We start from the raw sequence: 15,103 nt of genomic DNA on the forward strand, positions 1-15,103 counted from the left end.
CCGATCAGATGCCCAACGAGCGCACCATCGACGTGCATATCCGCCGGCCTGCGCTCCAAGCTGGGACGCCTGGCGAACACCGTGCGCACGGTCCGCGGACAGGGCTACCGCTTCTACGAGCACCCCGAGGTCACCGTCTGGGCGGCCCCGGAATACTCGATCTGAGCCGTCCGTGCCTGAACTGCTGATCCTGCGCCACGGGGAATCTGGGCACTCCTTCTCCGGGGACGACCACGGCCGCACCCTCACGCGCCACGGGCAGCAACAGGCGCGCGCCGTCGGCCGCTGGCTCGTGAGCTCGGGGAATCTGCCGGATAACACGGTCTGCTCCGACGCGATGCGCACCCGGCAGACCTGTATCTGGGTCAATCATGAGCTGGGCGAGAAGTCGCCGACGCCGTACCTGGACTCCCGGCTCTACCTGGCGGCGCCGCGTTCGATGCTTTCGATCATCAACGAGGTTCCCGAGACAGTGCGCACGTTGTTGGTGGTCGCTCATATGCCGGGGGTCCAGGAGCTGAGCATGGACCTGGCCTCTGCGCACTCCCAAGAGGATCCGGTGATCCAGATGGCCGGGTCCTGGCCGCCGGCCGGTCTCGCCCGGTTCCAGGTGCACAAGCCGTGGGCTGAGCTCGATGGTCGCGACGCGGAGCTCACGGACTTCTTCACCGCCGACTGAGTCTGGGCGGTGATCGTGACCCCAGGCCGCGATCTCTGCTCTGCCGCGGAGAGCGGGGCCTGGGCGAGTTCTCAGCGCTTTCGGTGAGCTGGAGGCTCATCCGTCGGATCGGTTGATCTCGTGTACCTCCGCGGTCTGGATCCTGCACCGTGACCCGGATTGCACAGTGTAGATGTCTGATAGCCGCTCACGGGTGGAAGGCCCGAGGTAAAGGTCTGCGATTTCTCCGAACAGCGGTCGGCTTAGAGCGCCGTAGCTTATCCTCCTGTCCTTCAGCGGTCGTTGTTATCCCTGCTGAACGTCGGATCGCGGGCGTCTGAGTGGCGGCTCACTCACCAGGAGGCCTCTCACTCGGGCTACGAAGAAGAGGGTATTCGTCTCGAAACTGTTGCTCTAAAGAAGGGCGTTGCGTGTAGCAGATAAGGCACCCGTGCAGGCATTTTCTTCGGGCGGGGTAAACGGGCATCCCAGCGTTGACGTGGGCGTCCGGATTCGATCAGGTGAATCGCGCTCGTTTGCCGACCGGCTTACGGGCGCAGTGATCCTATTTCTTGAACGACGGGGATGGTCTGATGCAAGGGCGCTGCAACATTCCGGATCGCCTCTCTGCATCAGCTGCGAGTGAACCTGGGATCCAGGATCTCGCAGCCAGCGTGGTGAGTGGCTCAGGAGCTGCGGCCGGGGGCGTCGAGTCCTCCGGTGCAGGAGGCACCCGGTTCCGGGGCGTCAGGGGACTGCCAGTACTTGTTCACGAACTGTTCAATGCGCTCGTCACCTGGAGTTTCCACGGCAACCTGCGCCCCCCAGGCCGAGAGCGTGATGGGCGAGTCCATGTCCTCGTACGGAGACAGCACGACATAGGTATCCGGCAACACCGATTCCAGTTCGTCGACCTGGTCCTGAGGCACGTTTTGCGGGTCGTAGGTGACCCAGATGGCCCCGTGTTCCAGTGAGTGTACGGCGTTCTCCGCGGGCACCTCTTGGGTGTAAGTCCCGCAGTTGAGCCAGGTGCTGGAGTGGGTGCCACCCACCGGAGGGTTCTGGTCGTAGTCCACAGGGGAGGACACGTGTTCGGCGTCGAGGTCCTCGAAGGTCTCGATGCCGGTGATTTCGATGTCTTGACGTGCCTGTGGCGCAGGGTCGTTGATCACTGCGACCGCTACCAAGGCTCCGGTCATGACGAGGGCCGTGACTCCTCCTGCGCCCCAAAAGAGTTTCCTTTTGCGGACGGCCCTGATCTCGGCGGCCCGGTGGGCGGCCAGCAGCGCGGTGCGATCCTGCCGCGGTGAATCGGGGTGCTTATCACTGGCCATGGGCTGATCTCCTCAAAGAACTGATTGGGCCTCGATGGCTCAGCCAGCTCTTACGTGTGCATTCTGAACGAGACTCGTCGGTATCTTTCACTCGCCGCGATGCGTGCTGACCGGGACTGAGCACGATAGGGCGCAGTCCCGGTCTTGTGGCGCATCCCATCACAGGCGATGGGTCAGGGTCGTTGGCAGGTGTTACAGCGAAGGTGCAGCTGGAACATCGAGTTCGGTCTGCACCATGTGGTTGAAGTAGTTGGTATAGAGATTCAGCGCCACATGGGTGGTCAGCTCGGTGAGCTCTTCGGCGCTCCACCCGGCGTCCAGGGCGGCCTGCCAGGTGGCGTCATCGACGTTGCCCTTCTCAGCGGTCGCTTCCCGAGCGACCTGCAGCAGCGCGGCCAGCTTCGGGTCGAAGTCGACCTCACCGCGGCGGATCGCGATGGTCTGCTCCTCGCTCAGTCCTGCAGCCTTGGCGCCCTGGGTGTGGGCGGACTGGCAGTAGGTGCACTCATCGACGTTGCCGACCGCCAGGGCGATCGCCTCACGGGTCTTCGCGTCAAAGGTGCCGTAGTCCTCGATGACCTGCTGGAGGGCGACGTAGGCCTGCAGCACCACCGGGGATGTCGCCATAGCCCCGTGGATGTTCAGAACCTTGCCGAACTGCTTTTCAAGGTTTTTCAGCTCGGCCTGGGAGTTCTGCGGTGCGGTCTCGGTGGTAGCTGGGGTGACTCGGGTCATGGTGATGCCTTTCTTTCGTCTTTCGTGTGGAACCCGCCTCCCTGTCTGTGTGGGGTGGCGGAAGAATTTAGGAGGTTGTCCTGGCGATGGATCGCAGGCTCTGGGGATCTCGGACGGTGATGCGGCCTCGGGTCTGTTTGATGAGGCCCTTCGCGGCGAAGTCGGAGACGGTCTTGCTGGTGGCTTCCCGGGTGGCTCCGAGCAGGCCGGCGAGCTGCTCGTGGGTGATGCGGATGACTCCGCCGTGGCCTAACCGGGCGCTGAGCGCGTTCGTGGGCGCCGCTCTGGCCAGGGTGAGCAGGGTCTTGGCCGTGCGGGCTGCCAGGGGGCGCAGCGCGAGATCGGTGAGTCGTTCCTCGAGCCGAGCCACCTCGTCTCCGAGTAGTTTCGCGATGCGCAGGGCGATGCGCGGGTCTGCGAGCAGGTGTTGCTCGACGTCTTCGACGGTGAGCTGGCAGATGACTGAGTCTTCGACGGCTTCGGCGTAGTTCTCATACATCCGCTGACCCACCAGCAGCATTTCGCCGAAGACCGCTCCTGGTTCCAGGATGGCCAGGGTCAGGGCTTTGCCGTCTTCAGCGACCCGGAAGATCCGCACCCGCCCGGATTTCAGCATGAACAGGGCGCTGACCGGTTCTGATTGGGAGAAGATCAGGTCCCCGGGACCGAACCGGCGTTCGGGGACCATCATGTGCATGGCCTCTATCTCGGCCGGACTGAGGTCGGCGAAGAGGTCCATCTCGTTGAGGCAGGTGAAGCCGTCGGCGTCGAAGCTCAAAGGGTCTTCTTCCCGTCGTTGGGGGGACCAGGGCTGATCTCCGCACATTGATGCATGCGTGAGACCGTGTGCACACGCAGCGTGGGATTCCATGATGGACATCTCAACCCCTCCTCTCCAACTCCGACTGCAACTTCGAGGACTCTGATCACCCTAGGAGTGGGGTGGGGGACGAGTCTGCAATCCAGCACACACTCCGGGAAGACCTCCTGGGATTCAGTACGGGACAGCCCACCCGTACGGGTTCTGCAGTGCGACCCCGGTGATGTCTCCTGGGCGCAGTTCCGGGGCTCCGGTGACTTCCACCGCCACTACAGCCGGGTCTTGGCCGGGTCCGTCGTGAAGTTCAACGCGGATCAGGCTATGAGCCCCGGATGCTCGGACCTGGATGACTCTTCCGCTCACCTGGGCGCCCTCGGGGCCAGCCAGGCACAGAGACTCCTGCCGCGGGACCAGCAGGGCAGGACCCTCGGCGGTGTCCGCAAAGACCGGGATCCTGCCCAGAGGCGAATGGTGCACCCCGCCGCGGACCACCCCCGGCACCTCGTTGAGTCCACCAAGGATCCGGTTGACGGCCCGGGAGGTTGGCTGGTGATGAAGCTGAGCAACATCTCCGTGCTGCAGGATCTCACCGTGGTCCAGCACCGCGATGGTCTCAGCCAGGACCGAGGCTTCACGCCGATCATGAGTCACTAACACGATGGTCGGACGCAGCTGCTCCCGGATCGTCTCGAGGAGCTCATACATGTCTTCACGCAGAGGCAAATCCAGCGAGCTGAAAGGTTCGTCCAGCAGCAGAATCTGAGGCTGGCGGGCCAGGGCGCGGGCCAGCGCCACCCGCTGTTCCTGCCCTCCGGAGAGTTCGCCGGGCATCCGCCGGGCGTAGTCGGCGAGCTGGACCAGCTCCAGATATTCACGGGCGTGGCGGCGCGCGTCTGCCTTGGAGTGACCGGACATGCGGGAGGAGAACGCCACGTTGTCCACCACAGACAGGTGCGGGAAAAGCAGGGGCTGCTGAAACACCAGCGCGGTCTCCCTCTTCTCCGCGTTGATTTCTGTGACATCTTCTCCGTCCATGAGCACCCGTCCCGCGGAGGGCCGTTCCAGCCCGGCGGCGATGCGCAGCAGGGTGGACTTGCCGCTGCCCGAGGCGCCCAGCAGGGCGACACAGCTGCCCTCGGGTGCTTCCAGGGAGATATTCGTGAGCACCTCCTGTGCGCCGAACCGATGAGAGATGCCGGAAAAGCTCAGGTGTGAGCTCATGAAGGGGTCCTTCCACGTGGGCGGTGACGGGCCAAGAGAATCAGGAGAACCACAGGGGGCGCGATCATGGCCAGCGAGAGAGCTGCGGTGAGCTGCTCACCACCGGTACTGGACGCCGCGGAGCCCAGCAGGATCGGTAGCGTGACGAACTGGCCACCGCCGATCAGCACGGTGGTGATGTAGTCACTCCACCCCACCAGGAACGCGAGGAACCCCGCCCGAGCGATGGCCGGAGCCAGCAGTCCCAGCCGGACCTTCCCGACCACCTGGGCAGGGGACGCCCCCAGAGTGCGCGCCACAGCTTCGAACCGATGGTCATAGGAGGCCAGTGCCGTGAGGAACATATAGGTGGTGTAGGGCAGGGCCGTGACCGTCAGGACGATCAGCACGCCCAGGAAGGACGCGCCCGGGCACCGAGCAACAACACATTCGAGCCCATCACCAGAGCGAAGGGGGGCACTGCCAGCGGCGCCAGCATGACGAACCCGATGAGGCGCGTGAACGCCGGAGAATCTACAGCCGTTGGTCCGCGTAGGCCAAGGGCGGCGAGGCCACCGAGCACGGTAGCCGTGACCGCGACGCTGAGTCCCAGTCCGAGCGACCTGGCGCCGGCCATCAGAATCCCGGGATCTGCGAGGGACAGCGCGGCCTCGGCGGACCAGGAGCTGGGCAGCACATCAGGTGCGCGCCATTGGCCCGCCGCCGCCCACAGCAACACGGGCACCAGCGGCAGCATGATCCAGATCAGCAGGGCCAGCCCGAGCAGCACCGGCAGGACAGTGCGGACTCGCCATCGCGCACGACGACGGCGGCTCACCTCAGATTGACTCAGGCTCACGTGCGGTCTCCGGACCTTCGGGTCAGGAACAGTCCCGCTGTGATGGCGAGCATGGCGATCACCACTGAGGTCAGCGCGGTGGCCATGGCCTCGGGGCGGGCACTGAGCTGCGTGGAGCCGAAGAGCCGCACTGCCCGCACCGAGAGCGGCTCGGGGGCCAGGGGGCCCAGCAGCCACGGGGACTCGTAGGATCCGATGGTGTAGACGAAGACCACCAGCCCGGAGACCACCAGCGGCAGGCGCGCCAGAGGCAGGATGACGTGGCGGAACCGCTGCCATGCCGAGGCGCCCAGGGTCGAGGCGGTCTCACTGAGCGCCGTGGCCGAGCGCGAGATGCTTCCCAGGATCACCAGCGCGACGAACGCCGATTCCTTCCAGGCGAACTCCAGGATCACGGCCGTCCACCACTGCGTGGCCACCAGCTGCGGAAACCCCGCGGGCATCCCGAACAGTCGTGCCAGGAACCCGGCATCTGCCAGCAGCAGACCGATGGCACCGGAGGCGACCAGGTGGGGGATCGGAATGGTGGCAGCGCTCAGTGCTGCGACCAGCCGCCCGCTCCGCCCGGCGGTGAGGGCATAGACGGCGATGAGCAGACCGAGCCCGGCCGAGAGGGAGGTGGTCAGGGTCGCAATGTAGACCGAGACGCCGGCGGACTCGAGCAGCGAGGTTGAGTCGGCCCACGCGTTCAGGCTGAGCTTCGGCTCGCCGAACACCGGCATCAGGCCCAGGCTCTGCAGCACCACCGTGATCAGTGCGGCACCGAGCACCAGGATCACCAGGATCACGGCGGGGGCTGCGGTCAACATCGCCCGCCGTGCGGAGCTGGTGTTCGCTGCGAGACTGCTCAACCGCGGCCCACCGATTCACGCCAGGCCTCGTCCAGGGCCGGGACCCAGTCGAAGTCCAGCTCCGAATGCGCGTTCTCCGACAGCTCCTCATAGGGGGGTACCACCGGTGAGCTGGGAAGCTCCTCGAAGCGCGCCTGATCCGCAAGCGCCAGCCGCTCGACGTCGAGCACGGTGAACTGGCCCCAGACGTCCGGATCAGCTTTCAGTGCCTGTTGCTCCGGAGACAGCGCGAGGTTCGCGACCGCCATGGCGCCGGCGGTGTCTGCCGCGTTCTCCGGGATCGCGAGGAAGCTGGCGTTGCCCACGGTGCCTTCCTCTATCGGCATCACCCGGGTGGAGGCGGGCAGCGCGCCGGAGTCGACGAGCTCGGTGAGCCGCGCCGGGCCGTAGGTCATCCCGATGTCCACCTCGCCGTTGCTGAAGAGCTCGTTGAGCGCTTGCTCGTCCCGCGGGTAGGTGACGCCTTCGCGCCAGAGGGAGGGGGCGAGCTCCTGAAGGGTCTCGATCGCGGCGGGGGAGTGCTCCTCGAAGTGATCCTGGCTGAACTCCAGCGGGATCTCCTCGGCGCCACCGGCCTGAGAGATCATCACCTCGCGCAGGAAGACGCTGCCGGTGAAGTCCGGAGGCCCGGGGTAGGTGAACCGGCCAGGGTTCGCCTCGGCCCAGTCGAGCAGCTCCGGCAGTGAGGCGGGTGGTTCCTCCACGGCGTCCGAGTCGTAGAAGTAGGTGAACTGTGCCTTGTGCCAGGGCGCCTCGCACCCGTCCACGGGGGTCCCGAAGTCATCGGCCAGAAGAGGGTCCTCCGGGTCGGTGTGCGCCATGTTGGGCAGCATCTCGGTCCACTCGCACCGCCACGCCTCGGCCTGGCGCCCGGTGCTGAAGGTAGGGCCGTTGACCCACACCAGGTCCACGGAGCCGTCTTCCCGGCCGGCCTGCTGCTCGCTGAGCACCCGGTTCAGCGCGTCGGCGGTGTCGGTCACCGGGACCCGGCGCAGCGTGATGCCCAGCTCCTCGGCCGCCGGGGTGAGGTGCTCGTCGACGTAGGTGTTGCCCTGCTCGTCACCGCCGTACATCCACAGGTCCACCGTCTGGTCCTCGGCGGCGTCCAGCACGGCGTCGAAGTCGGGGAACTCCTCGGTCTGCGGGGCGGCGCTCGAGGCGCAGGAGGAGAGCAGCAGCGTGGCGACCCCGGCTCCCGCAAGCGGCCCCAGCCGCCTCAACGTGGGTGTGCGGGACGTGTGGCGGATCATGTCATCGGTTCCTTCGGTTGTGGTGTGCGGACTGACGTAGGGTCAAGTCGTGAATGACCCACAGCAGGCGAGCCCCGGGCCCAAGGCTCCTGAGGCCGGTGAGGCTGCGCGAGGGGAGACGAGTGCGCGTCGGACCGCCCTGGCGAAGGCGCTGCTGCTGGTGGCGGCGCTGATCGTCTTCACCATCGCTGCGGTGGTGCTGCCGATTCCGTCGGTGGGTCAGATGCGAGACCAGGTGGCCGAAGCAGGCTGGTGGGGTCCGGTCGGGTTCGGCGCCGCCTACGCGGCGCTGACCCTGGCGCCGGTGCCCAAAAACGTCCTCTCCGTCGGGGCCGGGGTGCTCTTCGGCTTCGGCCCAGGACTGCTGATCGTCTACGCCGCCGCCATGGTGGGGGCCTCCGCCGCGTTCTGGCTCGGCCGCGCGCTGGGGCGGGAGGCCGTGGAACGGTTCACCGGCACACGGGTCGCCAAGGTCGAAGACGTGCTCCTGAGGCATGGATTCGCCGCCGTCGTCGGGGTCCGCCTGGTCCCGGTGCTGCCCTTCACCGCGATCAACTACTCGGCCGGGCTCACAGCCCTGGGCTGGTGGCCCTACTTCCTGGGCACGCTGCTGGGCATCATCCCGGGCACGGCCAGCTACCTCGCGCTGGGCGCCTTCGGGTTCCAGCCGGGGGCGCAGATGGAGCTGGCTTTCGCGGTGCTGGGACTGCTGACCCTGGCTGGGATCGCCTACGCCGTCCGACTTCGCGGAAGGAACAGGAGGGCCGATGTTTGACACCCGTCTGCGCGCCGCGCTGGGACCGACGCTCGATACCGGGGCGCGCTGGCTGGATAAGCCCTGGATCACGCCGAATCGACTCACGACGCTGAACCTCTCCGCCGGTCTGGCCAGCGCGGGCCTCGCCGCCACCCAGCACTGGGTCCTGGCACTGCTCATGTGGCTGCTCTGTCGGCTGGCCGACGGCCTGGACGGCCCGCTGGCCCGGCGTCGTGAGCGTGAATCATCGCCGGCCTCCGGGCAGGGTGGTTTCTTCGACATCTGCGCGGACTTCATCGTCTACGGGGCCACGGTGATCGGCGTGGCGATCGGCGCGAGCGCGGCCTTCGACGCGTCGCTGCTGCCGTTCATGCTGGTGCTCTTCGCCTATTACATCAACGGGGCCGCGTTTCTCGCGTTCTCCTCTATTGCGGAGAAGGACGGCAGAACCCTCGACGACGGACGCTCGCTGTCCTTCCTCGGCGGACTGGCCGAGGGCGGTGAGACCGTCCTGGTGCACAGCCTGTGGCTGATCCTGCCCATGTTCGCCGGTCCCATCGCGCTGGTCTGGGGACTGCTGGTGTGTCTGAGCGCGGCGCAGCGCATCGTCGCGGGGTATCACGCGCTGCGCTGAGCCGGGTGTGTCCGGTGTCGGAACCGGGTGATCGCCGCGAGGGCTGAGGTGGCCGTCTTGACCGCGGGGGAACTCAGCCCGCTGCTGGCATGGGCGACTGCCGCATTCCAGAGCGCGTCGCTGTAGGTGGGATAGGCGTGAGTGACCCCGGCGAGTTGACGGGTGGTCAGCTTCTGCTCGACGGCGAGGCTCAGCTCTCCCAGCGATTCACCGGCACGAGGCCCGACGATCGTGCCGCCCAGGATGCGGCCCCGCTTGCCGATGACCAGGCGGGCAAAACCTTCGGTGGTTCCTTGAGCGATCGCGCGGTCGGTGTTCTCCAGGGAGACGGTGGAGGTGGTCATCTCTGGGATCGAGGCCTCGGTGACGCCGACGGCGGCGACCTCGGGGGAGGTGTAGGTGATGCGCGGAACGGTGGAGCTGACCGTACGCCGCAGCCCCAGAACAGCGTTCGACGCGGCGGTGCTGGCGTGGACCCCGGCGAGGTGGGTGAACTTCGCATGCTGGGTGACGTCTCCGGCGGCCCAGATGGAGGTGTTCGAGGTGCGCATGGACCCATCGACGAGCACCTGGCCGGCGTCGTCGCAGTCCACGCTGATGCTTTCCAGCCCCAGCCCGGCGGTGCGCGCCGTCCGGCCGGTGGCCACGAGGACGACATCAGCCTCGAGCTCGCGTCCGGCCTTGGTAGTGATCACGGTGCTGATTGAGCTTCTGCCGCCGGGGTTGCTGTCGCCCGGGCTTTCAGCGGCTGGGTTCCTGCGGACCTGCTGCGGCTCGTCGTCGATGATCACCGTGACGCCGTCACGCTTCAAGCTCGCGCGCACCAGTGCGGAGGCCTCCGGGTCTTCCTTGGGCAGCAGCCCGGACCGGGCCAGGATGCTCACCTGGGAGCCCAGGCGCGCGAAGGCCTGTCCGAGCTCGCAGGCGATCGGTCCGCCCCCGATGACCACCAGCCTCTGTGGCAGCTCGGGGAGGTCCCAGATCGTCTCCGAAGTGACGAATCCGGCGTCGACCAGCCCGGGGATCGGAGGCGCAGCGGGGGAGCTGCCGGTGACGATGAGCGCCTGACGGAACCGAAGCTTCTGGCCGTCGACCTCGGCCTCATTCGGTGCGGTGAAGCGGGCGGTGCCCTTGCGGACGCTCACCCCGGCGCGTTCGAGCGCTTCGGGGGAGTCCTCGGGTTCGATCGTCTGGATGGTGGCGCGGATCCGGTCCTGGATCTGGCTGAAGTCCGGCTCGGCGCCCGAGGAGTCCCGGGCTGAGACCGCCTGCGCGGCGGCGGAGAGCAGCGTCTTCGACGGGATGCAACCGGTCCACAGGCAGTCTCCGCCGGTCCGGTGCGCCTCGACAAGGACCGTGCTGGCCCCGAGCCGGGCGGCGGTCTTGGCGCCCACGATTCCTGCGGTGCCGCCGCCTATGACCAGCAGATCGATCGGGTGGTCCATGGGAGGAGATCCTTCACGCAGGTCGGATGAGACGTCGGATTAAACCCCGCAAGACTACGTGGACGAAACCGGCCGGTCTGTAAACCAGAACACTTTCATCGAGGTTCGAACTGAGTAGGGTCAGAGCCAGCACTCGCGGCACCATGGGCATCATAGGTATGAAGGGGGCAGGACCATCGAGAAGTACACCGCCTTCGCCCCCTTATACGATGCGCTCTCCGGCGAATACCCCATCTACGGGGCCGGACGGCTTCGGCTGATCGAGCTGCTGGAGCTCCGTGAGGGCGAGCAGGTGCTGGATATCGGGTGCGGGACGGGGATGAACATCCCCCTGATTCAGGAGCGAGTGGGAGCCGGCGGCGTCGTCGTCGGGATCGATCGCAGCGCCGAGATGCTGGCCCAGGCCCGGAAACGGGCCGCGCGGCACAGCTGGGAGAACGTGATCCTCATCCAGGCCGACGCCACCACCATGCGGGCCGCTGACATCGCCGCCGAGGTGACGCGGGCCGGAGGACGGGCCCGCTCAGACGTAGCACTAGCCACCTACGCGCTCTCCCTGATGCAGCCCTGGGAGAGCGCGTGGGAGACCATGCGGGAGCTGACCACGGCGTCGGCACGGCTGGGCGTGCTGGACATGCAGCGTCCCACCGGAATCTCTGCACTGCTCACCCCACTGGCGAGGGCCGCCTGCAGGCTGGGCGGGGCCGATATCGAGGCGCATCCCTGGACGGCGGTGGAGCGCGACTGCGCCGAGATCCGGGCCGCCTCAGTGCGCGGCGGACACCTGCAGATGCGCGTAGGAACGACCTAGAGACCACAGAGGAATCCCGCAGCCGGTGACACATACGTGTTCCGTCCCCAAGAAAGAGGAGTCACCACGATGACCGAGCACGAGCAGACATCGGATCTGGAATGGGATTTCACGGGTTTGAAGGCCGTGTTCTTCAACTGCACCCTCAAGCGTAGCCCGGAGCTCAGTCACACCTCCGGGCTGGTCGACCTCAGCGCCAGGGTGATGCGCAACCAGGGGGTCGAGGTCGAGATCATCCGGCCCATCGATCATGCGATCGCCACCGGGGTCTACCCGGACATGACAGAACACGGGTGGGAACAAGACGCCTGGCCAGAGATCTTCGAGCACGTGAAGGCAGCCGACATCATCGTCGTCGCCGGACCGATCTGGCTCGGAGACAACAGCTCGGTGACCAAACAGATCATCGAACGCCTCTACGCGATGTCAGGGGTGACGAAGGCCGATGGCCAGTACATCTACTACGGCAAGGTCGGCGGGGCGTTGATCACCGGCAACGAGGACGGGGTGAAGCACTGCGCCATGAACATCCTCTACAGCCTCCAGCACATCGGGGTGACCATCCCGCCTGGTGCTGATGCGGGATGGATCGGTCCGGTCGGTCCGGGACCGAGCTATCTCGATGAAGGCTCCGGTGGACCCGAGAGTGACTTCACCAACCGCAACACCACGTTCATGGCGTGGAACCTGATGCATATGGCGAAGCTGCTGCGCCAGGCAGGAGGCATCCCTGCCTGGGGCAACGTGCCGGAGCAGTGGGATGCGGGAGAGGATCTCGGTCTCGATCCCAACCCCGAGTACCGATGAGATGTTGGGCAGCACGGTCAATGTGTCGGGAAGTGGTCTCACGATCTCCGCAACGCCAGTGAGGACGCCGGGAGAACCTGGAGCGGTTCAGATCCCGTTTCCCCTTGAACGGGACTGCACTCTGGTACTGGCATGGCAAACCTGATGGATACGGTGGTCGTGATGGATATGGCTAGCCACGCTGGATAGAGTTTCGCTGCGAGATTTCCGCCAGTACCGACCCGAGGGTGGGGTTCATGAGGCGATACGCGGACTCACTGAGGCAACACCGCGGCGCGAGAGTCTGATTCGCTGCGTCGCAGATAGGTCAGCCTGGTTGCCGAGTGCCAGGGGGCTCGGCAACCAGCGTTCGCGTATCGAAGCCGCGATGCATTGCCCTGTCGATCGAGAGGTTTCGCGCGAGATCTCCTCGTCATAGATGCCAGGTAGGCGGCAGAGGACGCGCTCGGGCGCACATCCCGGACTTCGTCGGACACAGATCTAACAACCCCCGTGGTGCGAGCTCATATCGTCGACGGTCGAGTCGAGACCTGCGCACTGTCCGCCATTGCTGGCGGCGAGCCCGTCACATCAAACTGGCCCGCTATTGCTTCTAAGTCGACGCGCGTGAGAGGCGCAGCGGACGAGCCTTAGAACGGGCGAGGCAACAGACGCTGGCAGGCTTCTTCGCAATCGCGGCATGCCTGGATCGCTAACGAGCAGTGTTCGTACTGGTCGGCGTGGTGCGCAGCTCCATCGCGAAGGTCGCGACAAAGTCGCGGCAGAGCATCAAGATCGTCTTCAAGAGATTGCCGTCGGTCTCTGTGAGCCGAGACAGGAACCGGGCCGTGGTGGTACACATGTCCGCGGCATCCTGAGCTAGACGGATGGTGGAACGCAACTCAGCCACTGCATCTTCGGCCAGGCAGGCGTCGGAGCAGGAGGTGCACGCCAGGGCCGCGTCTGTGCAGGCTTGAATGCACTCGGCCAGAACATCCGGGATCGATGGGTCCACAGGATGAGCTGAGATCATTGCCGCGGCGGTGTTCATGTCGTCCTCATCTTCTCTAGCCCTCACAGCTGTTGGGCCAACGGTATCGAAGTCATTCATGGCTGAAAGACGGGGCGACGTATGGACCACAGAACGGAACGACGTCCGCCCTGTCCAGGGGTTAGGCGGCGATCTCTTGCAGCGCCTCCTCGGTGGTGAGCACGTCTGAGGCGATGTAGCGGAAGTTCGTCATGGCGGCTGCGTAGCCGTCTCCCGGAGCTCGGGGGTGCTGGGGCGGGCTGCGGTGGGCGTCGGCGACGACGACCACCTCGAAACCCCTGCTCGAGAAGCTCCCGGAGATGACTCTCCACGCATAGGTTCGCTGACATCCCGGCCAGCAGACCTTGCTGATCCCCCCGTTTACGCAGCTGAAGGACGAGGTCATTGGCTTCAGGGCCGTAGACCTTATGCGGACTACAGATGACGGCGCGGCCGCTCTCGAGGTAGGGCTTGTACTGAGGCATCCAGTCAGCCCCAGAGCCCTGGAAACCTTCCATGTTCAAGGGCCCGGGTCGGTCGAACATGCCGATCTCGTGCATCTTCTCCTCAAGGGTGCCGCCGAACTCCCACTGGTGGTCGTGAGGGTAGTAGTAATGCGGGGAGACGAAGACCTTGTAGTGACCAGCCGTGGCTCGAGCGAAGAGCTGCTCCAGATGGGCGACGGTGTCGTTGTCTTCTACGTTGTGACCGACCAGTTCCCAGGCGACTCCGTCGGGGCTCAGGAAATCGATCTGAGGGTCGGTGACCACCAAGGCGGTGTCTGCGGGATTGAAATTCATCGTGTCTCCGTGTTCTCCAGCGCTTATGGCGCTGAGGGTTAAAGCTGTGCGTGCGAACAGTGGGGGTCGTCCCAGACGTGCACTCGTGGTGTTGTCACGCTGGACGTATCGTCTAGGGGCCTGTCGTCTACTTGCGCCGGTTCAGGATTGCGACGGCGATCAGACCCAGGATCAGTCCGTAGAGGAGGTGGCCCATGAGGCTAAAAAGCGCCATGGTGTTCACGGCGAAGATCGGCATCCCCATCATCAGCGGCATGATCAGCAAGGCCCCCAAGACCCACCAGAGGACGCCGTAAAGCAGTCCGATGATCGCGCCCCGGCCGTAGCTGCGAAGTGCCCCGCCGAAGGGGATGGTCAGACCCAGACCAAGCAGGATGGAGATGACCAGGTGTACGCCGAAGCCCACAGCCGCCGAGGTGCTTCCGACCATGGAGGCGATCATCGGCAACATGCCCATCATCGCCATCAAGATCCCGAAGACGACACCGCCGGCGAAACCTCCGATGACACCGGCGGAGATCTTCTGTCCCATCGTGGTGGCAGGGGCTGTAGTACGTGATGTGTCGTGTGTTGCATGGGGGGCAGACATCGGAGGATCCCTTCTCGAGGTGTGTACCTGTGAATCAAACATAGGACGACCGTCACACTTGTTCTGCGATCCAGGACACACAACGACGGGATTCCGGCAGGTGAATCACTTGTCAACCTTAGAGAATTTGGCCTGTCAAGAGTTCTTTGAAGCGTCTCGCAACTGAGGACGAGAACACGGTTGTGCCGAGACACTGTTTGAGACGCCTGGTTAGCTTCCGCTGCTTGGGATATGGCGGACGCCGGCGTGAGGGAGAGGGGGGTCCATCGACGGTTTAGGGGCTCTTCACACTTGAGCGTGGAGTCCTGCTCGAGCATGGATTTGGGAGCGTCGGCGTGTCCGCCTGAAGCTCCTGCCCAGAATACGTGACTGATAGTTCCTCTGGTTCCGGAACCCCCGGCCGGTGCGCTTGATCTGCTTGACCGAAGTGTTCGCCGCCTCAGTCCGCGCATTGGTGACCCTGGTGCGGATGAACACCTTGATCTCTGGCCACCACCTCGCCACCGTGACTGAGAGCCTGTCGGCCTCGGGCAGCTCGGCGGCG

General features: G+C 65.5%; 18 protein-coding genes and 2 pseudogenes. 6 read left to right on the forward strand and 14 right to left on the reverse strand.

Annotated features, from left to right (window positions below; all coding sequences use genetic code 11):
* Together BG28_RS15195 and BG28_RS13805 are read left to right on the forward strand one after the other, a co-directional pair.
* A pseudogene (locus BG28_RS15195) lies at nucleotides 1-165 on the forward strand (winged helix-turn-helix domain-containing protein); the annotation flags it as partial.
* A gap of 7 nt (nucleotides 166-172) precedes the next feature.
* Entirely contained in the window at nucleotides 173-679 is a 507-nt protein-coding gene (locus BG28_RS13805) for a histidine phosphatase family protein (protein ID WP_036473383.1), read from the forward strand.
* 665 nt (nucleotides 680-1,344) lie between these two features.
* Here BG28_RS13805 and BG28_RS13810 read toward each other — a convergent pair.
* The 8 genes from BG28_RS13810 to BG28_RS13840 form a co-directional block, all read right to left on the reverse strand.
* Entirely contained in the window at nucleotides 1,345-1,992 is a 648-nt protein-coding gene (locus BG28_RS13810) for a DUF3105 domain-containing protein (RefSeq protein ID WP_036473384.1), read from the reverse strand.
* A gap of 192 nt (nucleotides 1,993-2,184) precedes the next feature.
* Nucleotides 2,185-2,727: a carboxymuconolactone decarboxylase family protein gene (locus BG28_RS13815; protein WP_036478155.1), complete on the reverse strand. Its 543-nt coding sequence runs from the start codon at nucleotides 2,725-2,727 to the stop codon at nucleotides 2,185-2,187.
* A gap of 67 nt (nucleotides 2,728-2,794) precedes the next feature.
* Nucleotides 2,795-3,505 (reverse strand): Crp/Fnr family transcriptional regulator, encoded by a 711-nt coding sequence (locus BG28_RS13820; RefSeq protein WP_036478157.1) that lies wholly within the window; start codon nucleotides 3,503-3,505, stop codon nucleotides 2,795-2,797.
* A 216-nt stretch (nucleotides 3,506-3,721) separates the two neighbouring features.
* Complete coding sequence (locus tag BG28_RS13825) at nucleotides 3,722-4,768, reverse strand: ABC transporter ATP-binding protein (protein ID WP_051501511.1); 1,047 nt, start codon at nucleotides 4,766-4,768, stop codon at nucleotides 3,722-3,724.
* On the reverse strand, nucleotides 4,765-5,157 hold the full coding sequence (locus BG28_RS15945; protein ID WP_051501512.1) for an ABC transporter permease: 393 nt from the start codon (nucleotides 5,155-5,157) through the stop codon (nucleotides 4,765-4,767). The genes BG28_RS13825 and BG28_RS15945 overlap by 4 nt, the downstream gene beginning before the upstream one ends.
* Entirely contained in the window at nucleotides 5,151-5,606 is a 456-nt protein-coding gene (locus BG28_RS15950) for a hypothetical protein (protein WP_200869370.1), read from the reverse strand. Before BG28_RS15950 ends, BG28_RS15945 begins: the two co-directional genes overlap by 7 nt.
* A complete protein-coding gene (locus tag BG28_RS13835; RefSeq protein WP_200869371.1) occupies nucleotides 5,603-6,457 on the reverse strand; it encodes an ABC transporter permease subunit in 855 nt (284 codons plus the stop codon). The genes BG28_RS15950 and BG28_RS13835 overlap by 4 nt, the downstream gene beginning before the upstream one ends.
* On the reverse strand, nucleotides 6,454-7,707 hold the full coding sequence (locus BG28_RS13840) for an ABC transporter substrate-binding protein (protein WP_036478161.1): 1,254 nt from the start codon (nucleotides 7,705-7,707) through the stop codon (nucleotides 6,454-6,456). Before BG28_RS13840 ends, BG28_RS13835 begins: the two co-directional genes overlap by 4 nt.
* A gap of 49 nt (nucleotides 7,708-7,756) precedes the next feature.
* Here BG28_RS13840 and BG28_RS13845 point away from each other — a divergent pair, with 49 nt between their 5' ends.
* The gene (locus BG28_RS13845) at nucleotides 7,757-8,482 is read left to right on the forward strand and encodes a TVP38/TMEM64 family protein (RefSeq protein WP_084479782.1); all 726 of its coding nucleotides are present in this window, start codon (nucleotides 7,757-7,759) and stop codon (nucleotides 8,480-8,482) included.
* On the forward strand, nucleotides 8,475-9,098 hold the full coding sequence (locus tag BG28_RS13850) for a CDP-alcohol phosphatidyltransferase family protein (protein WP_036478163.1): 624 nt from the start codon (nucleotides 8,475-8,477) through the stop codon (nucleotides 9,096-9,098). The genes BG28_RS13845 and BG28_RS13850 overlap by 8 nt, the downstream gene beginning before the upstream one ends.
* On the opposite strand, the gene BG28_RS13855 is transcribed toward BG28_RS13850, so the two are convergent.
* A complete protein-coding gene (locus tag BG28_RS13855; protein ID WP_036478165.1) occupies nucleotides 9,083-10,543 on the reverse strand; it encodes an NAD(P)/FAD-dependent oxidoreductase in 1,461 nt (486 codons plus the stop codon). The two genes, BG28_RS13850 and BG28_RS13855, sit on opposite strands and share 16 nt — an antisense overlap.
* A gap of 268 nt (nucleotides 10,544-10,811) precedes the next feature.
* Here BG28_RS13855 and BG28_RS13860 point away from each other — a divergent pair, with 268 nt between their 5' ends.
* Together BG28_RS13860 and BG28_RS13865 are read left to right on the forward strand one after the other, a co-directional pair.
* Entirely contained in the window at nucleotides 10,812-11,354 is a 543-nt protein-coding gene (locus tag BG28_RS13860) for a class I SAM-dependent methyltransferase (RefSeq protein WP_255342495.1), read from the forward strand.
* Nucleotides 11,355-11,423: 69 nt separating this feature from the next.
* Nucleotides 11,424-12,161, forward strand: coding sequence for a flavodoxin family protein (locus BG28_RS13865; protein ID WP_051501497.1), 738 nt, complete (start codon nucleotides 11,424-11,426; stop codon nucleotides 12,159-12,161).
* 691 nt (nucleotides 12,162-12,852) lie between these two features.
* On the opposite strand, the gene BG28_RS13870 is transcribed toward BG28_RS13865, so the two are convergent.
* The 5 genes and pseudogenes from BG28_RS13870 to BG28_RS15210 form a co-directional block, all read right to left on the reverse strand.
* On the reverse strand, nucleotides 12,853-13,191 hold the full coding sequence (locus BG28_RS13870; RefSeq protein ID WP_051501514.1) for a hypothetical protein: 339 nt from the start codon (nucleotides 13,189-13,191) through the stop codon (nucleotides 12,853-12,855).
* A gap of 121 nt (nucleotides 13,192-13,312) precedes the next feature.
* Nucleotides 13,313-13,459 carry a hypothetical protein gene (locus tag BG28_RS16415; protein ID WP_235181139.1) on the reverse strand — a complete coding sequence of 49 codons (147 nt, stop codon included), beginning with the start codon at nucleotides 13,457-13,459 and terminating at the stop codon, nucleotides 13,313-13,315.
* 61 nt (nucleotides 13,460-13,520) lie between these two features.
* Nucleotides 13,521-13,970: pseudogene (locus tag BG28_RS16575) on the reverse strand (isochorismatase family protein); the annotation flags it as partial.
* Nucleotides 13,971-14,097: 127 nt separating this feature from the next.
* Nucleotides 14,098-14,559: a hypothetical protein gene (locus tag BG28_RS13880; RefSeq protein WP_235181130.1), complete on the reverse strand. Its 462-nt coding sequence runs from the start codon at nucleotides 14,557-14,559 to the stop codon at nucleotides 14,098-14,100.
* Nucleotides 14,560-14,844: 285 nt separating this feature from the next.
* The coding region (locus tag BG28_RS15210) for a transposase (RefSeq protein WP_161634853.1) at nucleotides 14,845-15,103 on the reverse strand (259 nt) is incomplete at its 5' end.

The sequence above is a fragment of the Nesterenkonia sp. AN1 genome, from assembly GCF_000582475.1.
In the GTDB taxonomy this organism is placed as follows: Bacteria; Actinomycetota; Actinomycetes; order Actinomycetales; family Micrococcaceae; genus Nesterenkonia; species Nesterenkonia aurantiaca.

What these genes read in the sequence shown, in the direction of transcription:
- BG28_RS13810 (WP_036473384.1), bottom strand. Translation starts at nt 1,992, where the DNA reads ATGGCCAGTGATAAGCACCCCGATTCACCGCGGCAGGATCGCACCGCG.
- BG28_RS13815 (WP_036478155.1), bottom strand. Translation starts at nt 2,727, where the DNA reads ATGACCCGAGTCACCCCAGCTACCACCGAGACCGCACCGCAGAACTCC.
- BG28_RS13825 (WP_051501511.1), bottom strand. Translation starts at nt 4,768, where the DNA reads ATGAGCTCACACCTGAGCTTTTCCGGCATCTCTCATCGGTTCGGCGCA.
- BG28_RS13840 (WP_036478161.1), bottom strand. Translation starts at nt 7,707, where the DNA reads ATGATCCGCCACACGTCCCGCACACCCACGTTGAGGCGGCTGGGGCCG.
- BG28_RS13850 (WP_036478163.1), top strand. Translation starts at nt 8,475, where the DNA reads ATGTTTGACACCCGTCTGCGCGCCGCGCTGGGACCGACGCTCGATACC.
- BG28_RS13855 (WP_036478165.1), bottom strand. Translation starts at nt 10,543, where the DNA reads ATGGACCACCCGATCGATCTGCTGGTCATAGGCGGCGGCACCGCAGGA.
- BG28_RS13865 (WP_051501497.1), top strand. Translation starts at nt 11,424, where the DNA reads ATGACCGAGCACGAGCAGACATCGGATCTGGAATGGGATTTCACGGGT.
- BG28_RS13870 (WP_051501514.1), bottom strand. Translation starts at nt 13,191, where the DNA reads ATGAACACCGCCGCGGCAATGATCTCAGCTCATCCTGTGGACCCATCG.
- BG28_RS13880 (WP_235181130.1), bottom strand. Translation starts at nt 14,559, where the DNA reads ATGTCTGCCCCCCATGCAACACACGACACATCACGTACTACAGCCCCT.